This window comes from Arthrobacter sp. 05T423, assembly GCF_056396245.1.
This window is the reverse complement of sequence record NZ_JBFTLC010000006.1, coordinates 44,852-69,168: the sequence shown is the minus strand read 5'-3', so window position 1 is coordinate 69,168 and position 24,317 is coordinate 44,852. Positions and strand designations below refer to the sequence as shown.

Genomic DNA, 24,317 nt, shown 5'->3' with positions numbered 1-24,317 from the left:
CAGGCGGATGCACGCAATAACCTAGTCCAGGGCAACCGCGGACTCACAGAGGAACCCAAGTGAATATGTACTAAGCGATCGCGGCCTATGAGCCCTTAGCCGATGGAGCGTGATGGTCGACGAGCGCCTGGCGCCTTTGTTCGACAACGCAACGGATCTCCTCAGCAACCAAGAGGGGGTCGTTGTGCGTCCAAAAGCGTAATGCCACCCAACCCTGCAGTCTGAGAAGTTCCATGGTCTCATGGTCACGGGCACGGTTGGCGGCGAGCTTGTCGCGCCAAAAATCCGCGTGCGAGGCCGGAGCACTATAGTGTTCAGGACATCCGTGCCAGAAGCAGCCATCTACGAAAACGGCGACTTTGACTCGGGGGAACACTAGGTCCGCACTGCGACGCACGTTCTGCAGGGGTCGATGGGCAACTCTGTATCTAAGGCCCAGCCGGTGGACGGCGCGGCGAACCGCCAACTCCGGCCTCGTATCTCTGGAGCGATTGCCTTGCATTACCGTCCGTGCCGCCGCGCTGGATGCCCAGCCAACGTCCTCCATATCCTCAGCCTACGCCGGCATTCGGCCTCACGAAGGTCTGCCAGCCAGTACATTCCAGGCGATCAACGCATGACTGAGCTCCAGGGCGGCATTCCTCGACCAGATCCAAATGGGCATTGCGCCCAGTCGCTGGCTGCGGAGACTGGTGTGCCTCTACATCATCTGCCTGCGCCGGTGCGAAGAGTCCGATCATTATGTGAAGTAGCTGCGGCCATTACTCGCATTTGTGTTAGCCGTATAACGGCGCCGTTCCAAATGGGTCCAACGCTTTTTTGGTCAGTGCCTCGGAAACAGCTGTCCAGGACTTCTGCAATTCGTGAGTCCACTCCGGTTCGATGTCGACCGCGTGAGCGAACAAACCGTCCACATGAGAGACATAGTCTTGCAATGAGGTAAATCCCTTTGAAGCGGAGTAATTTGGACCAAAGGTGGAGGACCCGTAGACGTGCCATTCTAGGGCCTTTTTAAAATCTCCCCTCAAACGTGGTCGGTCGGTGTCAACGAGCAGCCCCAGCACTATCAGCCGCGATCCAGGAGGGCTAATGCGGATCTTTTCTTCGTTCATCTCGAAATGATTTCTAGCGATCTCACCGCGGGCGGATCGTATGATCGCACGGGTGTCGGTTCTGGAGAACATTCCGCCGGAGGAAAACGTCAGGTCGTCCGAGTATCTGGTGTATTTCAGGTTGTAACGCGCGGCCAATCGTGACAGCGAACGATCCAAGTTCGACGCCGCAAGGTTTGCGAGCATACCACTCGTAGGCGCGCCCTGTGGCAGGTAACCCAATGCCAAGGATGCTGTGCTCCTTGCGCTCCTCGTGCTCCTCGTGCAGATTCGAGCCAACTGCTGAGAGACCCCGTCATCGCAGCCGGTTTTCCTGAAAATCTTGGCGACTCTCCCCACATCAACGGAGTGGAAGAAATCCCGCAAATCTAACTTCAATACCCAGCGAGCCCCGACGTGAACTCGGGCGCAGTCTTTGACGGATACGCCTTTACGGTAGGCGAAACTCGGTGACTCGGCCGTTGAACCGCGAAGGATGTTGGCCAGGATCCAACGCTGGGCTCTTGCAAGGTCCGGGAGGGGGGACGCAATAGTCCGTGTGGAATCCTTCTTGGCCTTTGCCAGCGTGAACTCGCTGTAAGCGTCGACGCGACGCTCAGCTACGTCACGAAGAAAAGCAGAGCTAACCCCTGCTTCTGAGGCGACATACTCAAGGCTGGGAACAGGGCGCTTATTTATGTACATGATCACCGTCACCGCTCAACTAGGAGCCCTACGAGTAGCGAGTGAGGGCATGCTGATTTGCGAACAGGACCGTCAATATCTACAACATCGGAACGAAGCTGCACATAACACGTAACTCAAAGCCACCTCAATTGGGTGACCCAGCGTATCGCGAGACGCTAGTCGGGCTTCACTGGCCATTCCGGACTAGCCAGCGGGCCCATGCTAGATACTGACAGTCCTGCTCTCAGCGCAAAGTATCTAAGAACACCGTGCACGGTCAAGTTGGGCATTACTGCCCGATGAAATGGTTTTGCACCTGAAGTCAGCTGCCGCAAGTCGTTGGGGTTGAGTGGAGGAGGGCGGCTGAGACGTACAAACCGTCGTTCTTGAGGGGCAGCTCGGTTATCCTCAACTCAGCGCGTACAAGGGTCAGATCGTCCGCAGCAGCCAGGCAGGGCGACCCCGGGCGGGATCGCCCAGCAGCTTACGACAGGTGGTCGCCTCTGGAACCGATAACCAACTGATATGTAGATCGGTTGTGTCAAGTGGCAGGGCGAAGCGGTCCCGGGCTGGTTACCTGGGACCGCTTCGTCTGTTTGCTGCCAGGGACGGCCGTGCTGGTGTCAGTGGTTAGCGTGTCGTTGGCGACGGCGCGGTCAGACTGATATGCGCGGGTTGGTTACCGCAGGACGAGTTGTTCGGCTGGAGGTTACCGCTGGTCTAGGAATCACGGGCGTGGCCGTTAGGGCTGCTCATAGTTGGTTCGCGGGTTTACTCCACGCGCTGCAAGGTGAACCACGTGGACAGTCAGGGGGCCGTCCTCGGCAGGTTTTCCGTGGCCCCGGAGGGGAACGGAATCTTTAGTTATGTGGATGTAGGTGTCTCGAGCTGTCCGGTGGCCAGGGACCAGCACCAGCCAGATAATTCTCGGGCGATGGCGACGTTGGCGATGACCGGTCGTTTGCGGCGTTCGAGGTAACTCATCCAACGGTTGTGCAGGCGCCGGTTTCCGGCATGGCCGCGGGTTCTTGCCTCCGTGGTGGCTTCCTCCCAGCGGGAGCGCGTCAGCCGTGAGGGGCTGTTGTATGGTCGACGGTGATGCCAGGCGGCCTCGACAAGAAGCCGGCGGGCGTGGGTGTTGCCTGTCTTGGTGATGGAGCCCAAGGATCGGGACGCGCCGGAGGAATGCTCAGTCGGTACCAGGCCCAGATAGGCGCCGATCGTGGAGCCAGTAAACCGGTCCCAGTCACCGATCTCCACAGCGAGGCCGAACGCGGTCAAGGTTGAAATGCCGCGCAGGCACTGTAGTGCCCTGACGACCGGGGTGTACTCGCTGCCGTAGGCCATCGTGGTGATCGCCTCGTCAAGACGGTCGCGCCGGTCCGAAATCTCATGCAAGGCCTCCAGGGAGGACTCGTAGGTCAGTTGCCTTGCGGGGGCATCAAAATGTTGCCGGGCCAGCCAGAGGTCGTGGATACCGGTCCACGCTCTGCCGCCGGAATAGACGATTCCCTGCCGCAAAAGGGAGTTTCGAGATCCGGTGCCGGGCACGCATCAGATCGCCCCTGACGTCTTCCCGGGAGCGGACCAGATCCCGGGCCGCTTCCTGATCCGCAGAGGGGATCCGGACCGCGGTGATCTCGCCCAGCTTCAGCAGCCGGGCCAGATGCAGCGCATCTTTCGCATCGGTCTTCACCCTGTCCCGGACGGGCGAAGTTTGGACGGGGCCGCCACGAGCGTGTCGATGCCGGCAGTCAGCAGGAACCGGGCCAACCCGAACCCCGTGGGCCCGGCTTCATAGACAACTCTCACCGGCGACGGGAGCGACACGATCCAACCGAGAATTGCGGCATAATCCGGAGTCATGCGGTGCGGGATCACCGGTCTGCGCGTCCAATGCGCAGGCAACGACCGTTCGGGCATGGACATCCAGGCCAACGCTTGTACGCTCGAACATAGCTGGAACCTCCAATTTTCAAATGTGGCTCTACCTGTCCGCCAAGTGTGGCAGGCAACCCACGTCTTGCTTTGAAAGGAGGTTCCAGCCCCGGGCACATCCTCCCCGAACCTTCTGATAGAGGCCATCAGCGCCGGGGAATACACGATCCGGAACGCCGCCACCCCCACACATGGCACGACACCCCCTGGCAGGCTGGCGGTCCGGATCGGGCCCCGGCGAAAATGGACTCCAGAAGGTTCGGGGCTTCACGAGGGCCGGGTCCTCCTACCTCATATCTCTAATGGGTAGTGACCAGCCCGGGGTTGGTTGGCAGACTGCTTTCCGGGACCGCCGGGGCGTGACTCCCTTCATATCTGACCCGCCCTGCGGTGTCTTATAGACGACCTGTCCGCCCCTAGGGTCCCGGGAGCAGTCGGCCCACTCCGATGGCTTGATAGAAGGCTGTCCGCTCCGCCCCACGATGGTGCTGCGTGACTCGTTAGAGATTTGCCTCTGGGTGATCCTCCGGCTGGTTCCGACCGTGACGCTATCGGGGACAGGAGCAAGCAAATGACCATAGTCGCAGAACAGTACACACACGTCGTCGGTGTGGACACACACGCCAAAACCCACACATTCTCAGTTCTTACCTCCACCACGGGCGCGGTGATCGGGACCGACACGTTTCCGGCCAGCGGGGCAGGCATGAGCCGGGCAGTGGAATGGATCCGCCGCCGCACCGCGACCGGGAGCGTCCTGGTCGCGGTCGAAGGGACGAGCTCCTACGGGGCTAGGCTGACGCGCCTGCTCGAAGCGGAGCGCTTCGCAGTCTGCGAAGCCAGGCCGCCTCGACGGCAGTCCCGCCACGGCCACGGAAAATCCGACGCGATCGACGCCGTCGCGGCCGCCCGGACCGTCCTGGGAGCGGCCATCACAGAACTGGTCAGCCCCCGGTCCGAGGGTCTGAGGGAAGCACTGCGGATCCTCCTGGCCGCCAGGCGTTCGATGGACACACAGCGCACGGGCGCGCGCAACGCGCTGACCGCCCTGCTGCGGACCCTCGACCTAGGAATCGACGCACGCTCCCCGCTGACCGCCGCCCAAATCAAGACGGTTCAGAGCTGGCGGGCCCGGCCCGGCGACGGCGCTGCCGCCACTGTCGCGCGGGCCGAGGCGCGGCGGCTCGCGTCTGCGGTCATCGCGCTCGGCACGGAACTGGAGGCCAATCAGCTTGCCCTGGCCGAGCACGTCCAGCTCATGGCCCCGGGAGTCATGGACATCCGGGGAGTGGGCCCAGTGACCGCGGCGATCATCCTCGCCGCGTACTCGCACCACGGCCGAGTCCGCTCGGAAGCGGCCTTCGCGGCCCTGGCCGGCGCGAGCCCCATCCCGGCATCCTCAGGCAACACGCACCGGCACCGGCTCAACCGCGTCGGTGACCGGCAACTCAACCGGGCACTGGACGTCATCGCCCGGACCAGAAGCCTCACAGACCCCGCCACCCGCGACTACATCGAGCGACGCACCGCGGAAGGCAGGAGCCCACGGGAGATCCGCCGCTGCCTCAAGCGCTTCATCGCTAGACAAATCTTCCGCCAACTCCAAACACTCATGGCTTGACTTGCCACCATAGAAGGGTCGTCTAGGCTGTTGATTCGCCGGAGGCGGAAGACGCAGTGCTTCCGGGGGATCAACCAGGGATTGAAGTTATGGATCGCAATGCAGTAATTGTTAGCCTATTCGCAGGCATCGGCGGGTTTGAGCAAGCCTTTCAAAAAGCGGGATTCACCGGGGACGTGTTGGCCTATGAAACGTGGTCCTCAGCACAAGCGGTCATCAAGATGCGCTTCCCTTCGGCAACCCTTTTTGCTGACGTACAGGACCTTCCGCCGAATCTTCACAACGCTGACATGGTCACGGCTGGCTTCCCCTGCACCGACCTTTCACCTGCCGGCCGACAAGCAGGCATCGCGGGAGCAGCTTCCGGACTGATTATCGGTGTTCTCAGCGCGATTCAAAAACAGAAGCCGGAGTGGGTTCTGCTCGAAAACGTCCCAAACATGTTGCGGCTTAAGGGCGGTGAGGCGATGTCCATCATCGGCAGCATGCTCAGCGACGCCGGATACCGCTGGTGCTATCGCACACTCGATGCCCAGCATTTTGGCGTAGCCCAACGGCGTAAACGAGTCTTCCTCCTCGCCAGCCGCCACCAGGACCCGGAACGCGTGCTGTTTCGGGACTACGCAGCGCCTTCCGAAGGCAAGCGGAGCACCACGGACCGAATCCAGAAGGCTCATGGCTTCTACTGGACTGAGGGGAATCGCGGGGTTGGCTGGGGCAACGGTGTGGTGCCAACGATAAAGGGGTCCACCACGGCTGGAATCCCCTCGGCTCCGGGCGTCTGGCTTCCGGGGAAACCAATCGAATTGAAGTTCCGGACGCCGTCCATTGAAGCCTTGGAAACCCTGCAAGGCTTTCGCCCGGGCTGGACCAGCGCGGCACCGTCACGAGACCGCTGGAAGCTCGTTGGCAACGCAGTGGCCGTCCCGGCGGTGCAGTGGATAGCTGAGGGTCTCAGACGGTATGACCAACTGGGTAGTGTCGAGCTCCCCCGGGAACTTGATGTGAAACACGGCTGGGGCTCGGCGGGAATCTCGGTCGGCGATCACGTGCGGCGCACAAAAGCCTCGGAAGCTCCCGTCACCGGGCCTTTGCGCCGGCAGTTCACCCTCCAAAGAGTTCTCAAGGAGAGGGGCTCAAACGCCCTTTCTGCGAAGGCGACACGAGGGTTCGCCTCGCGGCTGCTGCGAAGCACCCTCCGCTACCAGGACGCCTTCATGCAAGACCTCAAGGAGTATGCCTCCCTCTGATGTCGGGGCTTGTGTGTATAAATAGTAGGAGCATCAACGAAATCGAAAAATGGGGGAGCATTAATGACAGTCGCGCCTGCGGCGTCGGCAGTTCACGACGAGCTGCCTGAGGTCGGTCAACTGGTCACGGTTCGAGGTTCAAAATGGATCGTCACCGACGTAGCCGCACAGGCCCTGGAACGGTCCAGCGCGGATGACGGGAAAGCCGAGCTCCAGCACGCAGTGTCGCTCCAGTCGATCGAGGAAGAGCACTACGGCCGTGAGATGACCGCCATCTGGCAGCTTGAGCCGGGACGGGGCGTCATTCTTGACCAGGGCCTCCCCCTTGAAGTCGACTCAGATCATTTCGACGATCCGACCACCTTTGCTGCCTACGTCGATGCCCTTCGCTGGGGTGCTCTTACGTCGGCGGATGCCCGGACGCTTCAAGCCCCCTTCCGCAGCAGCGCTACCATTGAGGCCTACCAGCTTGAGCCGCTCCGCCGTGCGCTGGAAGCACCTCGAGCGAACCTCCTCCTGGCCGACGACGTCGGTCTCGGCAAGACCGTCGAAGCAGGACTGGTGGTGCAGGAGCTACTGCTCCGCCATCGAGCCCGATCCGTCATCATCGTGTGCCCGGCCGGCCTCGTCATCAAGTGGCAGGAGGAGATGCGCGACAAGTTCGGCCTCGGCTTCGAAATCGTCAATTCCAACACCATGCGCGACTTCCGGCGACGCTTCGGAGTGCACGCAAACCCTTTCATCCTGTTCCCCCGGGTGATCGTCTCCATGTCCTGGCTGCCGTCGCCGCGAGCCGAGCGACTCCTCCGGGACGTCTACGCCCGTGCCGACGACAAGCGTGTTGCCGACCGGTACGCCTTCGATGTCGTAATCGTCGACGAAGCCCACCACGTTGCCCCGGCCACGCCCTCCCGAGGCGGCAATGACAAGAGCCGCTACGCCATCGACAGCCAGCGAACGGTGTCCGTCCGCGAACTCGCGCGACGCTGCGAACACCGGCTCTTCCTCAGCGCCACCCCGCACAACGGCTACACCGAATCGTTTACGGCCCTCATGGAGATGGTCGACCCACAGCGCTTCGCCCGCGGCGCCGATCTCGATCCCAAGGCGCTGCGCGAAGTGGCCGTTCGCCGGCTCAAGAAGGACCTACCTGATGAGGGCTTCCAGCTGCGCGAAGTGCACGCCCTGCTGTTCCAGCCCTCCGACGACGAGTCTGAGGCTTACGACCGGCTGATCGCGTTCACCAAACGGCGCAACGCTGCTGTAAAAGCCGAAAAGGGCAAGCGCGCCGCCGATCTCGCAACGCTGATTCTGAAGAAGCGGTTCTTCTCCTCCCCGACAGCATTCGCCTCGACCGCCGAAACGTATCTCGCCACGCGATTGCGTGGAGACGACGACATCGACTTGCCTGACTACGACGAGGTGCTCGGCGACGAAGCCTCCGATGAAGAAGAAGGCCGCCTGGAGCAGCCTGAGCTTGAAGCACTCCGCATGGCACAGCGCGCACAGGTTCCGCTGACCAATGAAGATGTCGCTGACCTTGAGTGGCTCATCGCCTGGGGCTGGGATTACGCCTCGTTGCCTGACACGAAGCTCCAGGCGCTCATCGACCTCATCCGAGGTCAGCTACTCACTCCAGACGGAACCTGGCTGAACGAACGCCTCGTCATCTTCACCGAGTACGTCGCCACGCTCAACTGGATTCGCGACATTCTCAATGCGTTTGACCTCGGAGGCGACCGCCTTGCGGTGATCGAGGGCTCTACCGATGCCGAAGAGCGCGAACTCATCCGCGTGCGCTTCACCGAGAACCCTTCCAAGGACCCCGTACGGATCCTGATCGCTACTGACGCCGCGGGTGAGGGCATCGACCTGCAAACATACTGCCACCGCCTGGTCAGCGTCGACATCCCCTTCAACCCCAACCGCCTTGAGCAGCGCATCGGCCGCATCGACCGATATGGGCAGACCGAACGCCCGCAGATTTACCACCCTGATCCGGAAGACAAGTCGGCTACGTCCTCGAACTACGCCAGGGACACCGACTATCTTGCCCGAGTCGCCCGCAAAATCTCACGTGTACAGGAAGACCTCGGGTCCGCGGGCGACATCATCGATCCGGATATCCAGCGAACGCTTGGCTACGGAGACCTGCCCGCCCGGCCGAAGCTAGTCAAAGGCTCCGGCGAGCAGATCATTCAGACGGCCATGCAAGGCGAACACAATCTCCGCCGTGAACTAACCGCCCTTGCCGACAGGCTCGAGAGTTCCCGCGACCGCCTTCACCTCCACGACCGCAATCTACGCCGGGTCCTGGAGACCGGGCTGCGGGTGTCCGGTCAGCCCGGCCTCATTGGTGTGGTCGACGACGACGAAAAGGCTGACCTCTACGCCCTTCCGTCCGGACTCGACCGGACCTGGACACCGGGGTTGGAGGGGCTGCGCACTCGTCTGCGCCCGGATCTGGCGCGCCCCATCACGTTCGACGGTGAAGAGGCGAAGGGTCGCACCGACATCGTCTACGCCCACTTGGGACACCCGCTCATCCAGCGCGCCGCTCGTGAATTGCGCGGCCAGATCTGGACCCGCTCAAATCACATTCATGGCGTGAGCGCTGTTGTTGTCGACGGGCTGGAGCAGTCGTTCGTCGCCGGCGTCGCACGCTTGGTCGTTGTCGGCGACGGCGGCACTCGCCTCCATGAGGAAGTGTTTCTTGCCGGCACCCGGCTCACTCGGCGCCAGGAACTCGGCGTGGAACGCTCGGAGGACCTTCTGGTCACAGCCTTGGACGCCGACAAGTTGACGTCACCCGCCCCCGGAGTGCTCGCCGGGCTGGCCGATCTTTGGAATGCAGATGGCGCCGACGACGGCGGCATTCGCCAGCGCGTCGCCGACGCCGTCGCCTCCCGGGCTCAGAGGCTGCGCAGCGGGATCGAGCAGGACCTGGTCAAACGCAAGACCGCCGATCTCGAACGTGTGAACGAGGTTTTCGCCCGTTTCCGCCAGACATTGTCTGGCACGCTCGACAACGCCGAAGCGCGCAAACGCGAGCTTGAGGACATGCTGTTCCACGAGGAGCAGCGCCAGCGCGAGAAGGACTTGGCAAACATCAGGAGGCGCCTCGACGCCCTCGCCGAGGAGCAGCGCGATGAGCGGGACGCCGTGTCCAGGCGCTACGCCAATCTGCAACCGCACACATTCGTCGCCGCGGTCGTGTTCGCACTGAGCCCGGCCGATGCTGAGAGACTGGGGAAGAACGATGGCAATTAAGGACCCTTGGGAGTGGCTGTCTCTCGTCGACGTTGACGGGCCATTCCTTTCGCGCGCTGCGCTCAAATCGGTGTTCCCCACCGGACTTGATCGGCCTTACAACGCCATCGACGACGTCAACAGCACCTTCGTATACGAGCACACGGTCTGGTCAAAGGCGTGGACCGCCCGCCAAGGCCAGCCCGACAGCGCGGGGGGACTCGCCTGGCGCGACCGCTGGGTCACGGCCGTCCTGCGCGACCTTCTGCAGTGGGGTGACTACCTTGACAGGCACCCCGACTCTACGATCGTCGCCAGTTCGCCTGATGGAGACGTGACCGTACGCCCTTGGGCCGCGCTGGACGCGGGTGACGGACCAGCCGCCCTGGTCGTGGTCGTCGACCCGACCGACGATCTCCGACGAACCGGCGCCGATGGTTGGGCAGCCGACGCCATCGACCGAACTGCCGCCCTGCTGCGCGAAGCGAAAGTCAGTGTCGGGCTCGTCACCGACGGCCGGTGGTGGGGGATCGTTTCCGCCGTCCGCGACGTCACTACAGCGAGCGGCGTCTTCGATTCACTCATCTGGCGTGAGGAACGGGACAGCCGGGATGCGTTCCTCGCCCTCGCCGGGCTGGTCTCGCTCGCCGGCGGCGCCACAGAGAAGCGTCTGCCGAAATTGTTCGAGCTCAGCGTCGCGAGCGCGGAGGCGATCACCGAGGCCCTGGGCGACCAGGTCCGTCGCGCGGTCGAGCTCGTGCTCCAGGCCATGTCCGAGTCGCACTTGCGGGCCATCGCGAGCGGAGAGGAATCCCCTCTGCCGGACGACGGCAGGCATGTATACGAAGCCGCCGTGTCCGTGCTGATGCGCGTCGTCTTCCTCCTTTTCGCCGAGGAACGCGCCCTGCTGCCGCAGCACCAGATGTACCGCGACTCCTACGCCATTTCGGGAGTGCGCGTCGACCTGGAGCACCACGCGCAGCACGCCACGGAAGAGGCCCTCGACCACACATGGGAAACCTGGTACCGCCTACTCGCCGCCAGCACTGCAATCTATTCCGGCGCCACCTTCGAAGACACCCGGATGCCGGCTTACGGTGGATCCCTGTTCGACCCGGCTCGCTTCCCATGGCTCCGGACGACCAACGCACATGGGCAGCTCTCCGTCCGCGTCTCCGACCGAGTCATGCTCCAAGTCCTAAGGGCTGTGCAGATCGCACATGTAGGCGGCGAAGCCCGCCAGCTGTCGTTCCGTGACCTCGACGTCGAACAGATCGGTTACGTCTACGAAGGTCTGCTCGGCTATTCCGCCGAATACACCCGAGGCGTGGTGGTCGGACTCCAAGGAAAGAGTGGGTACGAGCCTGAAGTCCTTTTGACCGAGCTGCGCACGATCGCGGATGCCGCGACGAGCGGAGCAGACTTTGCAAAGAAACTCATCGACCACCTGGGCAAGACCCAACCCAATGCGAAACCCGCTACAGCACGACAGATCGCGAAAGCCTTCGAGGCGGACGACGAACAGAATTCCGCCGACGCCCGCACCCGCCTCGGCTTCGTACTGCTCGGCCACACCGAGCTGGTCAACCAGCTCGCGCCGCTGCACGCCCTAATCCGAAACGACCTTCGCGAATTCCCGTACGTGGTCCCTGAGGGCGGACTTGTGATGACCGAGTCCCCGCAACGAGCCAACACAGGAACCCACTACACCCCACGATCGCTCGCTGAAGAAGTGGTACTTCATGCGCTGGAACCGCTCGTCTTCTCGCCGGGTCCCCTCGACACCGAGAACCGGGACGACTGGGTCCTGAAGAGTTCCACTGAGATCCTGAACCTCAAGGTTGCGGACATCGCCGTCGGTTCCGGAGCTTTTCTCGTTGCAGCCGCCCGATACCTCGCGGAACGCCTCATCGAGGCCCGCTCAAAGGAGGGGCTAAGTGCTGCCGCCAACGAGGACGCCAGGCGCTGGGCAATCCGGGAGGTTGTTGCCCGTTGCCTCTACGGCGCCGACATCAACGGCATGGCCGTCGAAATGTGCAAGCTCTCTTTGTGGCTCGTCTCGATGGACCCGGGTAAGCCGTTTTCCTTCGTAGATGACCGTGTATTCCATGGCAACTCGTTACTGGGCGTCACCACTGAGCGGCAGCTCCGCGCACAGCATATCGACCCCAGCCGCAGTCGAATCCTCCAGAGGAAGCTCTTGCAGCTCGACGTCGACAGCGACCTCGCCCGCGCCGCGCAGCTCCGTCGCGAGCTCTCCAGCGGCCAAGTCGACGACGCCGACCGAATGCGTTCCACTCGCGCCAAGCGGAAACTCCTGGAAGAGTCGCGTGAGGTGACCGCCCGGCTGCGTGACGTCGCCGACGGCATCATCGCGGCAGGACTCCGAGAAGGGGGAAAACCCGGCAAGGCGCTTGAAACTCGTTATGAAGAGTTGGCTGACGCGCTATACATTGCATCCCCTCCGAGCGGGGCCGACGGTGACCGGAGCCATCTTGAGGCGATCCTCGCCGGAGGACTCACCCCTACGGTCGACACCGGCGAGTCCAGGTGGAAACCGCTGCACTGGGTGATTGAAGCTCCCGATGTCATCGTCGACCACGGCGGCTTCGACGCAATCATCGGTAACCCCCCGTTCCTGGGTGGGCAGAAGCTCACGGGTGCCATGGGTGACAACGTGCGCGATTGGCTAGTGCATGTCGTTGCTAGCGGTCGCCGCGGAAGCGCAGATCTCGTTGCTTACTTTTTCCTCCGTGTAGGTGCCCTCACGGAGGAAGGGCACGGACAGTTCGGGCTAATCGGAACCAATACGGTCGCGCAAGGTGCGACTCGAGACGTTGGCCTGGGAGCGATGGTGGAGGCAGGTTGGACAATTCGCCGGTCGATCCAAAGCGCAAGATGGCCTGCACGAAGCGCCAATCTGGAGTACGCCGCGGCGTGGGCCAGCGGTCGCGCATTGGCGCCGGGCGTCCGAGTCGAATCGGATGGGAGCCTTGTCCATGGAATCTCCTCGCTTCTCGAGCCCGAGGGACGAGTTGGAGGAGAGCCCATACGTCTGCGACACAATGCCAAAATCGCGTTTCAAGGAATCATTGCTCGAGGCTCGGGATTTTTCCTGTCCGCGGGCGAGAGGGATTCCCTGATAGCCGAAAGCGGCGCCAACGCCGAGGTGGTGATTCCCTATTTCGGAGGCGAGGATCTGAACTCGCGCCCTGATGCTAGTGCTTCCCGGTACGTCGTTGACTTCGGCGGGATGAACGAGACCAGTGCGAAAGCTTTTGATGGCCCTTGGAGGCTCTTGCTGGAACGCGTACGCCCCGGGCGGCTACTTCTCGATGCCAAAAAATACCCCCGTCTCATTGAGCAATGGTGGCAGTTCGAGGCTCGCCGACCGGGCATGTACCAAGCTATTTCCGGACAATCACACGTAATTGTTATTGCGCTCGTTAGTAAGACCGTGATGCCCCTCCGCGTGCACGCCAACCAGGTCTTCGCGAATACCCTAGGAGTGTTTGCCCTCGACGATTACGCGGACCTAGCGGTGCTCTCGTCGATGCCGCATCAAACTTGGGCAATCAAGTATGGATCTGGAATGCGGAACGACCCCCGATACACCCCCTCCGATGTATTCGAGACACTTCCTCGACCGCAATCGACCGGGTGGATGCAAAAAATTGGCGAGACTTTGGACGCCGAGCGTCGGGAAATAATGCTTAGACGTGAGCTAGGGCTTACGGCTCTCTACAATCTCGTCAACGATCCGAGCGTGACAAACGATCCGGACATGGCTCGAGTTCGAGATATCCACGTCGAAACCGACCAAGCCGTGATGGAGGCCTACGGTTGGAGCGACATTCCGCTCGATCATGGATTCCATACCTACCGGCAGATGGAGCGCTTTACCGTCAGCCCGGTTGCCCGCGTCGAAATTCTCGACCGGCTGCTCGAAGAGAACCACCGCCGGGCGGCACTTGAGGCGCAGAACGGCGGCAAGGCGGTCGCCCCGATGGAGCTCGACCTTGATCCGGAGACTGCCCCCGAAGGAGCCATGTTCTAAGTGACCACCGAGATAACACCCGCCCAACCGGCGACCTCCGCCCAGGTTCGCGACGAGCTCATAGATCTATTGCAGCGCGATCTGATTGGGCCTTGGGGCGAGACGGACGAGACGGTCAACGGCACGCCGCGTGCCCGGTACCTGGTCGGAGCGCTGGCGCCCGTCGCCATCGGCGACGACGCCCCGCTGCCTCAAGCAGACTCTCAGCCGGCAGTAGACGGCCCCGATGACTTCCGTGACTCAGACGTCCCGGCCGTCCAAGACGCCGATGCGAGTCGAGATGTACAGGGCGTGTTGGACCAGTCTGACGAGACCATCACCGATGCGGGTGGGGTCGAAGCCGACGAAGACCGCGGTCCGGAATCCAAGCTCATCGCGCCGTCGTCGATGGGCCTCCGCTTCCAGGTCGGCCCCGACGTTGGCAACCTCGTTTTCACAGCACGGTGGGGTCAATACGCGTCCCGCCGGGAGACCGACGAGGACGGCCGCACGCAGACTTTCTACGACCGGACCGACCACGTTGTGCCGCGGACGATCGACATTGCGGCAATCGGCGCTGGTCAGACGCATACCGAAGTGATCATTGAGGGCCACGTCGCGATCTCGGTCGAAGTCTTCGACCACGACGGGCTACGGGTGGTAGAAGCCGCCCTCCAGAACACCAAGGTCACCGGTAAAGAGCTCCCGCCCAAGGTCTGGCTGTTCCAGACCCAGCTGGAAGTCAGCGCCGAGGACGAGAGCGCAGTCTTCCGTCCCACTCGCGACGCGCTTGAGCAGGCACGTGACTTCGGCGACCCCGAGGTGCTGCAGCTCGATCTCCTGTACCGCGATCGCCTTGAATTCGCTGTCGGCCGCACGGCCTCCGCCACCTGGACCCTGCCGGATCCACAGTCCCGCACGGCCACTTCGGTGCGGACCGCTTGGCTGCCCACCGCCGAGGTCCCGCAGACCCTTGCACCAGCCATCGAAGGCGCCGAGATGAGCATGCGGCTGCTGATGGACGCGTCTCCTGACCAGCTTGAGCAATACCTGACGCCGTTGATCGACGGCTATGAGACCTGGCTCAGCGATCGCCGCTTCGACGCTGACGCCTTGCCGGAGCACCTCCAGAAGATCGCTGAGACGGGGATCAAGGACGGCGAGGACGCGCTCAAGCGTCTGCGCGCGGGGCTCGGTCTGCTGACGAATACTGATCCGAACGCCCATGCAAGCGAACAGGCTCGAAAAGCCTTTGCTTTCATGAACCGCACTATGCGCGAACAGCGCATTCGCTCCCAGATCGCGGCGCTCCGGAACGCAGACCGCGATATCACCGTCAAGGAGGCGACCGCAGCCATCGACGAGAAGGGTGATGGCGCTGCTTCATGGCGTGCCTTCCAGCTTGCGTTCATCCTGATGCAGCTGCCTTCGATCGTCGACCCGACGGTGCCTCGGCGGTCCGGTGACTTGCCCCGAGCGGAGCTCCTGTTCTTCCCCACGGGTGGTGGCAAGACCGAGGCCTACCTGGGGCTCGCGGCTTTCACGTTCGGCATCCGCCGCCTCCAAGGCGTCATTGAGACGCCCGGCGGTCTGATTGACGGCAGCGACGGTGTCGCCGTGCTGATGCGGTACACGCTCCGCCTGCTCACCTCTCAGCAGTTCCTGCGTGCCACCACGCTCATGTGCGCCGCCGAAGTAGTGCGGCGTGAAAACCCAGCGACCTGGGGCCAGGAACCCTTCCGCATCGGCCTTTGGGTAGGCTCAAGCGTCAGCCCGAAACGCTTTGCTGAGGCGGAACAACAGGTGCGCGACGTGCGCAACGACGACAGCAACTCCGCCTACGGCCTCACCGTGCTCCAGTTCAGCAGCTGCCCGTGGTGCGGAACGCCAATCAACCCCAAAGCGGATGTCGTTGCCGTGAAGACCACCCAGCGGATCCATGTCTACTGCGGGGACAAACTCGGACGGTGCCCGTTCTCGGCGGCCGGCAGTGCGGTCGACGGTCTGCCCGTGTTAACCGTCGACGACGAGATCTACCGGAATCCGCCGACCTTCCTGCTGGCGACCGTCGACAAGTTCGCCCGACTCGCCCGCGAGGGCGAGGCCGCGAGCCTGTTTGGCTACGTGTCTCAGCGGTGCGAACGGCACGGCTACAAGCACCCGGACACCGTGACCTCTGTATGCGGAGCTAGCGGCCACTCCGCAAAATCGGAGGGCGGGAGAACCTATCCGAAGGCCATCGTGAAGGATGCGGACCGGCTGCGTCCGCCGGACCTCATCATCCAGGACGAACTCCACCTCATCACCGGCGCGCTCGGCACTGCAGTGGGATTGTTCGAAGCAGCAATCGACACGCTTTCAACGTGGGAATACGGCTCCGCCGACAGCCCCTCGCTAGTGAAGCCCCTGGTTATCGCCTCCACCGCGACCGTGCGGAACGCCCGGGATCAGGTGATGAAGCTCTATGCGCGCCAGGTGCAGATCTTCCCACCCCAGGTGCTATCAGTGACAGACACTTTCTTTTCGAAGGAAGTCACTATCAGTGAGGTGGACCCCGGCCGGCGTTATGTCGGCGTTTGCGCCCACGGGGCACGCCTGACGCTGGCGGAAATCCGGGTTAGCGAAATTCTGCTCCTCGCCGGACAGAAGCTGTTCGATGCGCACGGCGCAGCGGCCGAGCCGTACGTGACGCTGGTTGACTATTTCTCGGCGACCAGGGAACTGGCAGGCATGCGACGATATCTCGAAGACGACATAGTCACCCGAACAAGCAACCCGGACAAGGAATCAGGGTACCCGCGGCGAGGGTCCAGCGGGCTGCGGATCGGCGAATTGACGTCCCGCATCTCGTCAGCGGATATCTCGAAGACGCTCACCAACCTGGGTGTCCCGTTCGACCCGGACCGGGATACGTCTGAGGCTAAACGGGAATACGGTGTGCGGGCCGCAGCCGCCAAGAAGGCCGGCAGGAAGCTTCCCCCGCGGGACATGCCGTATGACGTGGTCCTCGCTACCTCCATGCTCCAGGTAGGTGTGGATGTGCCGCGGCTTGGCTTGATGCTGGTGGTTGGCCAACCGAAGAACACCGCGGAGTATATTCAGGCATCTTCGCGCGTTGGTCGTGAAGCCTCCAAACCCGGCCTCGTGGTGACGCTCGCCAACCGGTCCCGGCCGCGGGACATGGCGCACTATGAACAGTTCGAGCACTACCACGACACGTTTTATGCGCACGTCGAAGCACTGTCCGTGACCCCGTTCTCCGACGCCGCTTTGGAGCGAGGCCTGACTGGCGTGCTGGTGTCGGCGGCCCGCGTCGCCGACCAACGGAATGAGCCCTCGCTCTCGCCCGAAATCGGGGCTGGGACGATCGTGCAGCGGCGAACGTTCGTCGACACCCTTGTCGACCGGCTCGTCACACGGATCAGAATTGCCAGCGGCGGGAACGACGCGGTAGCGGACGCCGCCAAAAGCAAGCTTATCCTGCGCCTCGATAAGTGGACGGACGAGTCGGACAAGTGGTCAGGCGCCTTGACCTATCAAAAGGACTCCCTGGGCGGTGGGCAGATCGTGTCACCCCTGCTGGTGAGCCCGGAGACAGTGGTTCCCGACGAAGACAGCCGTCTGTTTCAAGTGGCCAACTCGATGCGCGAAGTTCAGCCCGAGATCAATCTCCTTGTAACACCGATCGTTGGCAGACTAGCGGAGCCGCTAAGTGCAGCTGCGCCGAAATGGGTCTTCTCGAAGAAGGATGCGAAATGAGTCAAGTCGTAGAGGAAGAGGCATCCAGCGTCGCCGGAGTGGTGGCCAACCCGTTTGGGGAGCTGGAGGCCGCCGGCGCGAAGAACCACAGCCGCGTCGGCTCGGTGCGACCCAGCGCCCTGCTGTACACCTCGGGCATAGGGGCCACGGTGGACATGCCTCACATAGCGGTGATGCCCCAAGGCCTTGACGCTTGGGAGATCGCTTACTCGAAGCAGGGCGGCCCGCAGCTGGTCTTGGTGCCGCGCCTGCTCGCGGCGGTCCGCAAGATGTTGCCTCGTGTCGAAGAGCTGCGGCAACCCCCCTGGGTGCCGGAGAAGGCCCATGAAGGCGGCACTCCGATCGGAATCCCGACCCGCGTGTTCCCCCAGTGGCTGCGCTGCACCGGCTGTGACCTGTTGGCGCCCATCTCGGAGTCGACCAAGTTCGAGTTCGTGAACACGAGCAAGCACCGGCCCGACAAGGCGCAGTTCGTGCACAAGTCGTGCAAGGGCCGCCCGAAGAAGGGCCAGAAGCAGGGCACTTTGGAAGCGCGGCCGCGCCTGGCCGTGCCTGCCCGTTACTTGATTGCCTGTACCGACGGGCACCTCGACGAGTTCCCTTATGTCGAGTGGGTACATGGCGCCGACGGCGAGCCCGTGAAGTGCAAGGTCGCCAAGCCTGAGATGCGAATGATGGAATGGCGCTCGAACCTCGGACCGCAGGTGAAGATCTCTTGCGTGGCCTGCGACGCCTCACGAAATATCGCTGAGCTCACGCGGGCCGGCGGAGAAGAGATGCTTCCCGACTGCCGCGGACGGCACCCACACCTTCCCACTTACGCGCCGGCCGACAGTCCGTGTCAAGCGGACGTTAGGCTGATGCTGCTGGGCGCCGCGAACCAGTGGTTCCCAGCGTCGGTGAGCGTGCTTGTACTGCCTGCGCGCAAGAACATTACGACCGCGGACGTGGCAGAGACAGTGAAGGGACTGCCGGCCGTCACCTTCGCAGATGTGCAAACGCTCGATGACTTAGTCGGGTGGCGGAAGTACGGCCCGAAGGATGTCCGCACGATCTTTGACGGAATCGCAGATGACGCCCTGTGGAACGGAATTCAGGTCGCTCGAGGCCAGGCAGTCGCTGAACCCGAGTCCTCACCCTCGGGTTTCGATCCGATCAGCCTGCTGGAACCAGAGTGGGACACCCTCGTTCACCCCGAGGATTTCGAGCGCGAAGACCGAAAGGCTGGCTTCCGCGTGCGGCCCGTGGAGGTGGCATCGGCCCTGCGACCGGCTCTGTCCCATGTCGTCGCGGTGGAAAGGGTCAAGAAGGCCAACGCGTTCATCGGTTTCACGCGCATCGACGCCTTGGACCGTGTAGGAGACGCTCCCAACCGGATAGCGCCTCTCGTCCAGTCAGGTAAGCCGAAGTGGGTTCCGGCAACGGAGGACCGCGGGGAAGGAGTATTCCTGCGCTTCGATGAGGACGCCATTCGCGCCTGGGAGGACGGCGTACTCGAATCTAAGGTGTGGCAGTCCCATGTGGCCGCTCACGAGCGCAACGTCAAAAGGCGCCAGAGTCGCACCGCGGTGGCGATCGACCCGGCAGACCGAATGCCCCCGCCGCGATACTGGGCGCTGCACACGATGTCGCACTTACTCATCCGTGAGATGGCAATGTCCAGCGGCTACGGCTCGGCATCACTGTCCGAACGTCTTTACGCATGGCGTGAGACGGACGATCGGGAGGCTGCCGCAGGTATTCTGATCGCCACAACATCCCCCGACAGCGAGGGAACTCTCGGGGGGTTGGTTGATCTGGCCAGAACGGAGCGGCTGGAAGGGGTATTCCGAGATGCGCTGCGGCGAGCGGAACGGTGTTCTTCGGACCCTATCTGTGCGCATCGGGTGCCCAGCGGTCAAGAGGACTTCCTACACGGTGCGGCCTGCCACTTCTGTCTGTTCGTGTCGGAGACGTCCTGCGAGAAGGCTAACCGCTTCCTTGACCGTCGCTTCGCACTAACGCTGAATTCAGGGCCTGAGTACGCGGTCGATGGTCTGCTCCAACCGGTGCTCGAAGCCTTCGGAGGCTAGGTGTCGTGGCAGATGCATTGCTTCAGTTGGCGCAGGCCCTGTCTGCCTCACAGGCGACGAGCATAGCCGCATCATTGGAAATCGACGGGCGGCTGGACCGAGCAGCATCATTTTTGCCGGACTCCTCGCATGCCGCGGTCGAGCTGTTGGGGAAGGCGCTGTCATTGCTTGGCAATTCAGCGCTCTTGGCGTCAGTGCTGAGGGGATACGCGACCGCGGCGGGGCGGGCACCCGCCCCGCCGTCGGCAGTCTGGAGCGGCCCGAGCTTCCCCGGCGACGGCGACCACACGACGGCAGCTGTCGCGCACCTGATCGACGAAGCTAAGGATGACGTTCTCGCCTCGACTTACTCAGCATCGATCGGCTCGCCGTTCGTAGAGGCCCTATGGCGAGCAATCGCCAGAGGTGTGACTGTAACGCTTGTCCTAGAAGGGTCAAAGATGGCCGAAACAGCCGTCAAGCTCCAAGACAAGCTCCAAGGCGCGCGCTTCCTTAAGTACGTACCGCCGAGTGGGCAAAACGGTCTTCAACACTCGAAGGTCGTCATTGTGGATTCTGCCCTCGCTTTTGTGACGAGCGCAAACTTCAGCAATGCCGCAGCTCACGGAAATCTGGAAGCTGGTGTTCTCATACGCGATCCCCTGTTTGCCTCGAAGCTCAGACAACGCTTCACCTCACTTCATAAGTCGGGGTCGTTGGAGCATTTTTCGTAGAGTCCCGCAAAGATTTGACCCAACAAGAAGCGAGTGCACACACCGATATGACCTCCCTCATCTCCTGGCTCGATGCGTCCACCGAAGTAAACTTGAAGATGCTCGAATTCGTCAAGGTGTTTGGCAGGCCAGAAACCAAGACGACCTCGGCATGGGCGCCACTTCAGACGCGGTCAGCAACAGTTCCTTCCCTGAACGTGAGTGCTGCCTCCTCACCTACTCACATGTTCGGTGGCCGGCTTCCTCTGCCGTTACGTGTGACGGTCAGGTGGTTCTTGGGTGCCGCCTCAAACGAAAGCGCATCCAACTTGCATGATCTTTCCAGGTCTCCTTCGAGTCGGTAGAGGCCGGTCCCTTTGGCCGATCCAAATCCGTACAGACGGTAGAGGTGGTAAAGCTCCGGAGAGGCACTTGAGACACGAACTTCGCCCCGCGTGACGAAGAAGGGAACGTCTATCGCATACTTGGTGGTCTTGACCTCGATCCATTTTTCTCGGCCGGTGGGATCGAAGGAAAGCACGTCATATCCGAGGCCATCCCCTTTCGTTTGCGCAACGTGCTCAACGCGGTCCGCTAACTTCCTTCGACCAATATTGTGGAGAAAGGACTGCTCGCGCTTTACGACAGCCAGTTCACCCGCGAGACCAAGTGCCCGGTTGGCGGCTTCTAAGGCCAGATAGTCGCGTTTGAACGTCCGCGCCATTGCCCGGCCATGCAAAAGATCTGTGATTACTTCGGGCGGGGCGACCGACTCCCGAAGAATATCAACAGGTCCCAAGGGAGCACTCTCTGTAAGCACAATTTCAAGAATTTCATCGAGCGATTTGCGGCGAATCAACTCGCCGAGTACGGACTCCACCAAGCTTCGCTGATAGTTGGCGCGGGGAGATAGACCGCGAAGATGTGGGTATCCAAGCCCAACAAGCACCGCACTAATGTTGCTCATTTTTTGCTCAATTGAATTTACGTTCCTTGACTTGAAACGCGCCGATAGCTCTCTATAAATTGCGGCCTTGACAAAATGTCGCCCCTGAAGATCCATGAGCCATATGTCGAAGTATTTCGCTACCGTCGCATTAACCTCGTCGTCAGTCCACGGTTTTCCCGTCTCACCCATAACCATGGGAGCCAGGATATAGTACTTGGTCCTGCTCCCGGCCGGGAGGAGCTCAATTTGCGGGATGAGAGAGCATGCTGGCGGCAGTCGAAAATAACCAAAAACCAACTGAAAATGAGTCCACTTACCCTCATGGAAGGTGATCGCCCAACAGAGAGCTGGCCGGATAGCCCTGTTTCCCGTGGGACGTGGACCGGGCGTTGAGGCCGCCCGACCATCGCAATATGAGTAGGCCAGCCGGCTCCAGTTTCGACGCCGACTCCCAGAGAGTCCGGGCGTTGCTCGTGCAGATACCGACGATGCCGGCCTTGGTGTGGCCCGAATGCATTGGCTGGACGGGCACCGCCTCACCGTTCGGGACAAGGTCCGCGCCGTCCGGCCGGAGTATTGTCGGCTAGCCCGGCGCAGGGTCTGGTCAAAGAAACAAGCAAGGATATGCAGTGCGACCTGCGGTTCCCGCACGAACCGCTACCGCTTGGCCCCGAACAGGAAGGCAAACACACTGGTCATGGTGACGACGAGCACCTTCTCAAGATATTCAGGCCAGGATGCTGGCGCCCCGCACAACCGTTGATCTGCTGGGCGGTATTTAGTCACCCGTTGCGAGAAACGCAGCGATTCAAAGCAGCTGGTGAGACAAAGAGTCCGGAAGTGGAAGGACAAACTCGGTTTTATTTCTATAGAGCATCGGTGCTCAGACGACCCGGCTCGAACTCTTGAAGTCTTTCTGGATGCTTTAACCGGCCACTCCACATCGAGCCATTTCTACTTCTTGGCGCCCCAAATATGAAGGTGGCCTGAACATGAAAGAAGGCAATCGAGAGGAGAACTTCTCAAATTAAAGACCCTGCCCGCAGCTATTGGTGAAAGCAGCGTTGTTGGTGTAATCGACGAAATGCAGAGAACTCTAGGCGGGTCCGAGAAATGAGGAGCTCTGACTCCGAGCAGAGTCCGTTGGCCATGAACAACAAGCGTGTGACTGGAAAGCTTTCGAAAGCTACTCCCCCCGCACCCATAACCGCGAGGGCCTCCCCCGCGTCCCATCGGACATCTGCCCCGTTCCAGTTAGCTGCGGCTCCATGAACCGCCGGAACGTATCGCGCATCAGCGTGCGACCGGCCACCACTTCGTGCAGGTCCCGCAGGTCCTTCAGCGTGAACGGCTCGTCCAACAGTGCTCCAGGGTCCGGCGCCTCAGCGTAGGCGGCACGCAGCCATTCCACCGCCTTCGACACTATCTCCGTATGCCCGTACGGGAGCCCGGCGACCAGCTTCGGCTCCCCGGAAACGGAAGCCAACCGGACGCCGTCGGACTTCAATGCGTCCCTTAGGTCCGCGAGCGGCACCACATCCACGTGCGCCACGGACAGCACCCAGCCCCGGTCGTCCCGCTCCGGATCGTCGAAGACGTGCAGCTGCCGGGGCACCCGCCCGGAGATCCCTGCCTTCTCCCGCAGCGACCGCAGCACGGCATCCGCCAGCCGCTCCCGCTCGCGCAGGAAGGTACCGGGCAGCGCCCACTCGCCGTGATGATGCCCCTCGCCGCGCCGCACCAGGAGCACGCGGAGGCTGCCGTCAGCGACGGTAAGAACAGCGGTGTCCACCGCCACCGACGGGCGCGGATAGTCGAGCAGGGACGGGGGCGGAGCATTCCTAGAGGCTTTCACAGGTTATTTATTTCAGTATTGCGCAAAAGATTCAAGCCGCGCATACTGGAGTCAATTAGCTCAGATCTGAGCTAAAGATTCTGGAGGTCATCATGAAGGCTCAACAGCTCCACGTCGGGGTCGGCACTGCGCTCGGCCCGCTCACGATCTTTCCAGTTTGGACCGGCGGTGCCGGCGAGCTCGGCATCAGCACCGGCACCCACGCCGACGTCGCCGTCACCGAGCTGGCCGGCGGCCCACAAGTCGCCAAGCTCACCGTCACCAACAACGGGGCCCGCGCCGCCCTCCTGCTCGAAGGCGAGCTGCTCGAGGGCGGCCAGCAGCACCGGACCTGCGCCAGGGACGTTCTCCTCGGCCCGGGCGAAACGCGCGACATCGACACCTACTGCGTGGAGGCGGCCGCTGGGAAGGCGCGTCCAGCCACCGGCGGCAGGCCCGCCGTGCCCCGCTGAATGTCTGGGCAGAACTCGCCACCGGGCCGGCCGACCCCAGGGGTGGCGACCGCCAGGGCCGCATCTGGAACCGGGTCAGCCGGTTCGACGCCGCCCGCGGCTGGTCCGTGACCAGCTCCCTGCTCGAGCACCTGGACCGGTTCACCGCCGAGCCCCGGAAGGACCGCCGGTTTAGTGCCGACGACGCCCCGGCGACGCTTGAGGGGCAGCGCGGCGTGCTGATCGGGCTCGGCACGCAGCCGCTCCTGCTGGAGGTCTTCGGCACCCACACACTGTTCCGCCGGCACTACCGCCAGCTGGTCGAGTCCGCACTGCTGGACCTGGAGCTCCTGCCGCCGCACGTGATGGCGTCCGGCCCGATGCCCGCCCAGCGGGCCCGCGACTTCGCCGCCGCCGTCCAAGCTCTTGACTTCGGGCACTTCGACGGCGGCCTGCCGGGCCTGGAGGTCCGGAACCACGACGCCCTGCGCAGCCGCAACGTCACCCGGACCACTGGGCGCCTCGCGGCGGCGGGGATCGCCGTCGCACTCCCCCACCGCGAACCCGAGCTGGCCCACCTGACCGGCTGGAACACCCACCACCCCCTGATGGAGATCGCATGAAACTGAACCCACTGCAGAACGACCGCGCCGCTGGCGTCCTGCTCACCCTGGCCGCCGGTGACGC

The 24,317-nt window shown here is 62.5% G+C and carries 11 protein-coding genes and 2 pseudogenes; 8 read left to right on the top strand and 5 right to left on the bottom strand.

The features are described from left to right. Nucleotides 1-85 precede the first annotated feature (85 nt). The 3 genes and pseudogenes from AC1DFE_RS07165 to AC1DFE_RS07155 all read right to left on the bottom strand — a co-directional run bounded on the left by AC1DFE_RS07165 (nucleotide 86) and on the right by AC1DFE_RS07155 (nucleotide 3,735). A complete protein-coding gene (locus tag AC1DFE_RS07165; RefSeq protein WP_476905209.1) occupies nucleotides 86-547 on the bottom strand; it encodes a very short patch repair endonuclease in 462 nt (153 codons plus the stop codon). Nucleotides 548-776: 229 nt separating this feature from the next. Continuing rightward, nucleotides 777-1,808, bottom strand: coding sequence for a reverse transcriptase family protein (locus AC1DFE_RS07160; RefSeq protein WP_476905208.1), 1,032 nt, complete (start codon nucleotides 1,806-1,808; stop codon nucleotides 777-779). Nucleotides 1,809-2,642: 834 nt separating this feature from the next. Then, nucleotides 2,643-3,735 (bottom strand): annotated as a pseudogene (locus AC1DFE_RS07155) (IS110 family RNA-guided transposase). Nucleotides 3,736-4,287: 552 nt separating this feature from the next. On the opposite strand from AC1DFE_RS07155, the gene AC1DFE_RS07150 reads away from it, so the two are divergent. The 7 genes from AC1DFE_RS07150 to drmC all read left to right on the top strand — a co-directional run bounded on the left by AC1DFE_RS07150 (nucleotide 4,288) and on the right by drmC (nucleotide 20,416). Then, nucleotides 4,288-5,337: an IS110 family RNA-guided transposase gene (locus AC1DFE_RS07150; RefSeq protein ID WP_476905207.1), complete on the top strand. Its 1,050-nt coding sequence runs from the start codon at nucleotides 4,288-4,290 to the stop codon at nucleotides 5,335-5,337. Nucleotides 5,338-5,426: 89 nt separating this feature from the next. Next, nucleotides 5,427-6,587, top strand: coding sequence for a DNA cytosine methyltransferase (locus tag AC1DFE_RS07145; protein ID WP_476905206.1), 1,161 nt, complete (start codon nucleotides 5,427-5,429; stop codon nucleotides 6,585-6,587). Between the two features lie 63 nt (nucleotides 6,588-6,650). After that, complete coding sequence (drmD, locus tag AC1DFE_RS07140) at nucleotides 6,651-9,857, top strand: DISARM system SNF2-like helicase DrmD (RefSeq protein WP_476905205.1); 3,207 nt, start codon at nucleotides 6,651-6,653, stop codon at nucleotides 9,855-9,857. Further along, entirely contained in the window at nucleotides 9,847-13,893 is a 4,047-nt protein-coding gene (locus AC1DFE_RS07135) for a DNA methyltransferase (RefSeq protein ID WP_476905204.1), read from the top strand. Before drmD ends, AC1DFE_RS07135 begins: the two co-directional genes overlap by 11 nt. Next, on the top strand, nucleotides 13,894-17,631 hold the full coding sequence (gene drmA / locus AC1DFE_RS07130; RefSeq protein ID WP_476905203.1) for a DISARM system helicase DrmA: 3,738 nt from the start codon (nucleotides 13,894-13,896) through the stop codon (nucleotides 17,629-17,631). After that, nucleotides 17,628-19,703 carry a DrmB family protein gene (gene drmB / locus AC1DFE_RS07125; RefSeq protein WP_476905202.1) on the top strand — a complete coding sequence of 692 codons (2,076 nt, stop codon included), beginning with the start codon at nucleotides 17,628-17,630 and terminating at the stop codon, nucleotides 19,701-19,703. The genes drmA and drmB overlap by 4 nt, the downstream gene beginning before the upstream one ends. Before the next feature lie 5 nt (nucleotides 19,704-19,708). Next, nucleotides 19,709-20,416, top strand: a complete 708-nt coding sequence (gene drmC, locus AC1DFE_RS07120; RefSeq protein WP_476905201.1) for a DISARM system phospholipase D-like protein DrmC — start codon at nucleotides 19,709-19,711, stop codon at nucleotides 20,414-20,416. A 220-nt stretch (nucleotides 20,417-20,636) separates the two neighbouring features. Here the strand turns inward: drmC and AC1DFE_RS07115 are convergent, their stop codons facing one another. After that, a complete protein-coding gene (locus AC1DFE_RS07115) occupies nucleotides 20,637-21,362 on the bottom strand; it encodes a protein NO VEIN domain-containing protein (protein ID WP_476905200.1) in 726 nt (241 codons plus the stop codon). Nucleotides 21,363-22,530: 1,168 nt separating this feature from the next. Continuing rightward, a complete protein-coding gene (locus AC1DFE_RS07110; protein WP_476905199.1) occupies nucleotides 22,531-23,199 on the bottom strand; it encodes an NUDIX hydrolase in 669 nt (222 codons plus the stop codon). Nucleotides 23,200-23,291: 92 nt separating this feature from the next. Here AC1DFE_RS07110 and AC1DFE_RS07105 point away from each other — a divergent pair. Beyond that, nucleotides 23,292-24,253, top strand: a pseudogene (locus AC1DFE_RS07105) (ARPP-1 family domain-containing protein). The last annotated feature ends 64 nt before the right edge of the window (nucleotides 24,254-24,317 follow it).

Excerpts from the sequence above, each read along its gene's own strand:
- AC1DFE_RS07165 (WP_476905209.1), bottom strand. The coding sequence starts at position 547 with ATGGAGGACGTTGGCTGGGCATCCAGCGCGGCGGCACGGACGGTAATG.
- AC1DFE_RS07150 (WP_476905207.1), top strand. The coding sequence starts at position 4,288 with ATGACCATAGTCGCAGAACAGTACACACACGTCGTCGGTGTGGACACA.
- AC1DFE_RS07145 (WP_476905206.1), top strand. The coding sequence starts at position 5,427 with ATGGATCGCAATGCAGTAATTGTTAGCCTATTCGCAGGCATCGGCGGG.
- drmD (WP_476905205.1), top strand. The coding sequence starts at position 6,651 with ATGACAGTCGCGCCTGCGGCGTCGGCAGTTCACGACGAGCTGCCTGAG.
- AC1DFE_RS07135 (WP_476905204.1), top strand. The coding sequence starts at position 9,847 with ATGGCAATTAAGGACCCTTGGGAGTGGCTGTCTCTCGTCGACGTTGAC.
- drmB (WP_476905202.1), top strand. The coding sequence starts at position 17,628 with ATGAGTCAAGTCGTAGAGGAAGAGGCATCCAGCGTCGCCGGAGTGGTG.
- AC1DFE_RS07115 (WP_476905200.1), bottom strand. The coding sequence starts at position 21,362 with ATGAGCAACATTAGTGCGGTGCTTGTTGGGCTTGGATACCCACATCTT.